This is a genomic window from Paenibacillus zanthoxyli JH29, from assembly GCF_000520715.1.
Taxonomy (GTDB): Bacteria; Bacillota; Bacilli; order Paenibacillales; family Paenibacillaceae; genus Paenibacillus_AQ; species Paenibacillus_AQ zanthoxyli.
In genome coordinates this window covers 1-5,169 of sequence record NZ_ASSD01000652.1, presented here as the reverse complement: position 1 = coordinate 5,169, position 5,169 = coordinate 1, and the positions used below count along the sequence as shown (strand labels likewise).

At 51.2% G+C, this 5,169-nt stretch carries 8 protein-coding genes; 5 read left to right on the top strand and 3 right to left on the bottom strand.

Annotated elements, in window-relative coordinates; all coding sequences use genetic code 11:
- Window positions 1-53: 53 nt before the first annotated feature.
- Window positions 54-977, bottom strand: coding sequence for an AEC family transporter (locus L691_RS0124815; RefSeq protein ID WP_025692926.1), 924 nt, complete (start codon window positions 975-977; stop codon window positions 54-56).
- A 182-nt stretch (window positions 978-1,159) separates the two neighbouring features.
- Between L691_RS0124815 and L691_RS0124810 the strand changes: the two genes are divergently transcribed.
- The 3 genes from L691_RS0124810 to L691_RS0124800 all read left to right on the top strand — a co-directional run bounded on the left by L691_RS0124810 (window position 1,160) and on the right by L691_RS0124800 (window position 2,267).
- Window positions 1,160-1,393, top strand: a complete 234-nt coding sequence (locus L691_RS0124810; RefSeq protein ID WP_025692925.1) for a hypothetical protein — start codon at window positions 1,160-1,162, stop codon at window positions 1,391-1,393.
- Between the two features lie 113 nt (window positions 1,394-1,506).
- Complete coding sequence (locus L691_RS0124805; RefSeq protein ID WP_025692924.1) at window positions 1,507-1,950, top strand: GNAT family N-acetyltransferase; 444 nt, start codon at window positions 1,507-1,509, stop codon at window positions 1,948-1,950.
- Between the two features lie 80 nt (window positions 1,951-2,030).
- Window positions 2,031-2,267, top strand: a complete 237-nt coding sequence (locus L691_RS0124800; RefSeq protein WP_025692923.1) for a DUF3892 domain-containing protein — start codon at window positions 2,031-2,033, stop codon at window positions 2,265-2,267.
- A 63-nt stretch (window positions 2,268-2,330) separates the two neighbouring features.
- On the opposite strand, the gene L691_RS0124795 is transcribed toward L691_RS0124800, so the two are convergent.
- On the bottom strand, window positions 2,331-3,068 hold the full coding sequence (locus L691_RS0124795; RefSeq protein WP_025692922.1) for an MBL fold metallo-hydrolase: 738 nt from the start codon (window positions 3,066-3,068) through the stop codon (window positions 2,331-2,333).
- A 203-nt stretch (window positions 3,069-3,271) separates the two neighbouring features.
- On the opposite strand from L691_RS0124795, the gene L691_RS0124790 reads away from it, so the two are divergent.
- Together L691_RS0124790 and L691_RS0124785 are read left to right on the top strand one after the other, a co-directional pair.
- Window positions 3,272-3,829 carry a copper amine oxidase gene (locus L691_RS0124790; protein WP_025692921.1) on the top strand — a complete coding sequence of 186 codons (558 nt, stop codon included), beginning with the start codon at window positions 3,272-3,274 and terminating at the stop codon, window positions 3,827-3,829.
- A gap of 93 nt (window positions 3,830-3,922) precedes the next feature.
- A complete protein-coding gene (locus tag L691_RS0124785; RefSeq protein ID WP_025692920.1) occupies window positions 3,923-4,285 on the top strand; it encodes a DUF1292 domain-containing protein in 363 nt (120 codons plus the stop codon).
- A gap of 96 nt (window positions 4,286-4,381) precedes the next feature.
- Here L691_RS0124785 and L691_RS0124780 read toward each other — a convergent pair.
- A partial coding sequence (locus L691_RS0124780; protein ID WP_025692919.1) for an aminotransferase class I/II-fold pyridoxal phosphate-dependent enzyme occupies window positions 4,382-5,169 on the bottom strand: 788 nt, incomplete at its 5' end.

Genomic DNA, 5,169 nt, shown 5'->3' with positions numbered 1-5,169 from the left:
AAGAATCAGGAACTTGACATCATACCGCTGGACTTATGTTGGCTACCCTGATCTTACCCTAGTGTACGGGCCAGCGTAATTAAACCTGTTATCGTAATGACATTCAGCAGCGTCGAAACCAGCACGGTCTGGGCTGCGAAGTCAGGCTCATTATTATATTCTTCAGCAAGCAGCGAGGCGTTAACGCCCGTCGGCATGCCGGAAGCGATGATTAATGCCTGCGCGGGTATGCCCTTGAGTCCGAGCGCAAGCACGAGCAGAATGCCGATCGCAGGAGCGGCGAGCAGGCGAAGCAGGAGACTTAGATACAGATCGGCCCGGGCCAGCCGGAGCGGATACTTGATGATCTGCGCACCCAGCGTGAGCAGCGCGACCGCAACCATCGATTCCTGGGCATAGGTAAGCGGTTTGGAAATGAACAGAGGCAGCGGCACGGAGAAGGCGTGGAATGCTAATCCCAGCACCAGCGCGTAAGGAACGGGCATTTTCAGAAATCCGATAATAACGATCTGGTAATTGCCCTTAAGCTTGGCCCGCTGAATGGAAATGACGCCATAAGTGAAGGTGAGCAGGCTTTGCAGCGCCATAATCAGCGATTGAAGCGAAGCGGCGAGAGCGTCTCCATGAAACGCCAGATCATTAACCGGCATGCCGTAGTTGCCCGCGTTATCCAGCAGCACGCTGTTCGTAAATGCGGCCCTCATGCCTGTTTTGTATTTTAGCGAACGTGTAAGAATAAAGGACAATATATAGAGGATACCGATGTATAGCGCATAGAAACCGACCACCATGCCGAGCAGGGAGGGCGACATTTTCGAGAGGTACATGCTCATAAACACGGCGGCGGGCGTTATGTAGTAGAAGTTGATTTTTGCCATCGTATACAAATCCAGCCGAAACAGCCACTGGAGCAGCGAGCCGGCGCCAATCAGAATAAAAACCGGAAGCACAACCTGAAGCAAAATCTCACCAATCATTGAACCCTCTCTTTTCAATAGTTAAAGTATTTGTTCTATTAATATGTAACCATAGGGTCAAACGTAGTTCATTATAGCATAATTAGTCTTCCGGCAGAGCGCTTGGTTATAAAACATTCCGGCATCGTTAACACTGCTACAAGAACCTGCATTTTTGTGAATCGAGAGAAAGGAGCCGGACTATGATAAAAAGACAACTGGGCTTGCCGGCAGTCTTCAGCGCGCTGCTGCTTGCCGCCGGCTGCATGCCCGGAAACGATATGTCCACGGAGCCTGCACATCCCGCTTCCTTAGACATGACAAGTCACACTAACCCCGGGAGGGAGCTTGGGGCAGAGCGCGATCCGCTGGCTCCGATTATGAAGGATGTGTATTCGGAGTCCATTCCGGATGAGGTCTATTCGGACGGACTGTAGCGGCCTATAACCTTCTAATGCTGCCCATTTCCGTTATCCTTTCGGCTATACAGCTAGAACGATATTCAGTATAATAGACCAACTTGATCATAGAGAGAGGAGGATTCGGAGGAATGGCGGCGGAAATTGTGCGCGTTACTACAGAGGAGCAGCTGCAGCAGGGGCTGGATATCCGCAAAAAAGTATTTGTAGAGGAACAAAACGTTCCTGTGGAAGAAGAAATCGACGACTTCGACAAAATTGGACCGGATGTAAATCACGTTCTGCTCATTGACGATGGGATTTCCGTTGCCACGGGAAGATTAACCTATTACAGAGAGGGCACCGCCAAGATGCAGCGGATTGCCGTGCTGAAAGAGTACCGTGTCAAGGGCTACGGCCGGGTGCTGCTGCTTGCGCTGGAGGAGCTGGCCCGGGAGCTTGGGCTTGAGACGTCCATTCTTGACGCACAGTGCCGGGCGGAAGAGTTCTACCGCAAGCTTGGCTATGAAGTGATCTCAGAGAAGCCGTTCTATGATGCCGGGATACTGCATGTGCGTATGCAAAAAAAATTGTAGAACCGCATATCCGTCCCGTCCATTGGACATTCTATGATGTGCCTTGTATATGGCAAATCTGGATTTAGGAGCGTGTTCATATGATGGGCGTAGAACGGGAACGTTTTGTGGCGGTTCGGAAGAACGGAGACGGCGATCTTACCGCATTTCAGACTTCAACGGGCCGCGTGCTGAGCTATGAGCAGGCGCTGCAGGAAATTCAGGCGGGAGCTATCGCCGGTGTCAATGTGTTCAAAGGGAAGGACGGAGCCCCCCACATCCGAGGGGATGCCGACGGCGATCCGACTAATAATCTGGATCAGCTGCCGCAGTTTTAAACCGTAACCCTAAGGTAATGGACTATCCGAGAGACAGAAAAAGCCCCGGGATAGTCCTTTTTTTTATAAATAATACACTACATGCTGCTCCAAAAAATCCATTCCCGACGTCCGCCCGACGTAATCCGGCTTCTCGTCGCCGTAATGCATCAGGGAGATCCGGCTGCGGATATCCTCAGGAAGACTTTTCAGTTCCTCCAGGGTGGTATGAACGACGCCTGCGCCTTCCAGCTGGCAGTCATGATAAATTTTACGGCAGCCCCCGCTTCGCACGAGACACGTCAAGAGTTCCGGCTCAAACGTCATGTCGGCGCTGTAAAATATCTCCTCATTTAGCATGAGCGAATAGCTGTCTTTGCCCGGAATATGCGGTGTCCGGATCAGGCGGACGGTAATTTCCGGCGAGAGGGTATACACCGTATCCGGCTTCAGCGGACGGATATGAAACACGTCATCCAGCGAAGTCATGATGCCCTCCTGGTACAGCCCGCCCATCAAAGTAAGCTCCCACAGAGGATCAACGAGCGCTTCGGGGAGCAAAAGAGTCATTTTGCGGCCGGTTGTATGGAGAAGTGTCAATGCAAGCTCTTCCAGCCCGCCGGCATGGTCGGCATGCAGATGTGTAATCAGCGTCGCTTCGACCTCCTCGAAGGAACGCCCCAGCTCATGCATGGCCAGCGGAGCGGTGATGCCGCAATCGATCAGCAGAGTAAAGCCGCTGTCCATCAGAAGGGCATTATTGTTGAAATAGTTCTTGGCGAAGGCGCTGCCCGTTCCGAGCATTTGCAATTTGACAGTCATTATTGATTACCTCCCGGGTTAGCCGTCTAATATATAATATCAAACGTTTGTAAACGCATGATGAAGCTATTATCCTACTTTTTCTTCGAACCGGACGCACCGAGATATGCTGACCCTAACAAAAACTTGTCTCGGCAGCCGCAACTTGCTCATGCGGGTGAAGTATATATTAACAGCATGAATTAGTATGGAGGTCCAAGGCTATGAAAAAAAGATGGAGAAAAGTTGCGGTTTGCGTAATGATCTTTTCCCTGATGGGGGGTTCATTGTTATTTGCCGACTCGGTCTATCAGAAAGTGCGGGTGTGGAGTAACGGCAAGGAGCTTTCGGACGGCGGTTATTTAATCGATGGGAAAACCTATGTTCCCGCGCGGGAAATCGACGGGTTGGTGCTATGGGACGATTCCGGCAGAGTGAAGATTATTAAACCGAATGTGCATATATCCTTGTTCAAAGGCGACACCATTTTTGGCAAAGTCAAAGTGGGCAAGCTGAAGTTCAGGGCGCTGTGTCAGGTGGACAGTCTGACCGACAATATTGCGGGCGTCAAGTTGTCGATTACCGATCCTTCCGGCAACGTCAAGGAACTCGATTCCAGCGATTTGGGCAGCGAACAGGAGGATAATTTCTGGTTCTCTACGAAGGATATTACTTACGATTTTAAAGAGAGCGGTAAATACCGTATCGGTTTCTATATGAAAGCGACCCGTAACGGGGATTACTCGCTCGTGTCCGAAAAGGTCATCACCGCGCTCAATTAATGCTGTTTACGGCTGCCTGTAAATTGACCTGAACTTGTCTTACGTGTTAACATACCAAATGTAGGATAATTCAATTCAAAGCGAGGTATTTTAATGAGCGATCACAAACATGAGCATGGCGGAGAATGCTGCGGCGGACATGGCCATCATCACGGGCATAGCCATGAGCATGGCGGATGCGGCTGCGGGCACGACCACGACCATGAGCACGAGGAGTTTGTGCTGACCTTGACGAACGAGCAGGGCGAAGATGTTGAGATGGTGCTGGTGGAAACGTTCGACGTAGCCGACAAGCTCTATGCGCTGCTGCTGGAACGCGAGAACCCGGAAGCCGACGGCATCATTCTGCGCATGGAAGAAGAAGACGAAGAAATGGTGCTTTACAATATCGAAGACGAAGCGGAATGGAAAGCTGTGGAAGAAGCTTACAACGAACTGCTTGCCAAGCAGGGATAGATTCGGACAAGATACAGAGGTCGGATCTGCTGCTTCAGCCGCCGACTGAAAGAAAACCCGATACCTTATGACCAGGTATCGGGTTTTTGTATGAGCCTAGAATATCGGGTCGGCCTCGACGATAACCTTAACATGGGTTAGCGTGCGGTCCTCCGGTCCTTTGACGGGCAGGCCAATCTCCACATGGTCGAGGATATAATCGATGTTATCCTGTGTAATAACTTCTCCGGGAAGCAGTATCGGAATACCCGGGGGATAGACATATATGAATTCTGCGATAATGCGGTCGGCCGATTCCTTGAACGGTACAAGCTCCGTATCCGCATAGAGTGCGTCCCGCGGAGTGAGCGCAAGCTGCGGGATTTCCGGAACCTGTACTTTAAGCTCGTAGATGTCGCCTTTGCCGTAATGGATAGCTGACAATACCCGCAGCGCCGACAATAGTTTGTCTACGGATTGCTGGGTATCTCCGGGTGTAATTAGGCAAAGAATGTTATACATGTCACTCATTTCGACTTCGATATTATATTTCTCACGCAGCCAATTCTCCGCTTCCCAGCCGGTAATGCCCAGATGGCGCACATGGATGCTCAGCTTGGTAGGGTCGTGATCGAAGGTCGCTTCCGTGCCGAGGATTTCGTTGCCGAAGCTGTACAGGCCTTCGATTTCATTAACCGCTGCTCTGGCATACTTGGCCAGTTCAATCGCATGAGCCGCCATATCATGGCCGTTCAGCGCAAGATGGCGTCTGGCCGTATCAAGGGAAGCGAGCAGGATGTAGGAGGTTGAGGTTGTCGTCAGCATGCTCATCATCGTCTGCACACGCTGCGGGTTAATGAGGCCGGTGTCGGCATTAACATTGAGCACCGAACTCTGGGTCATGG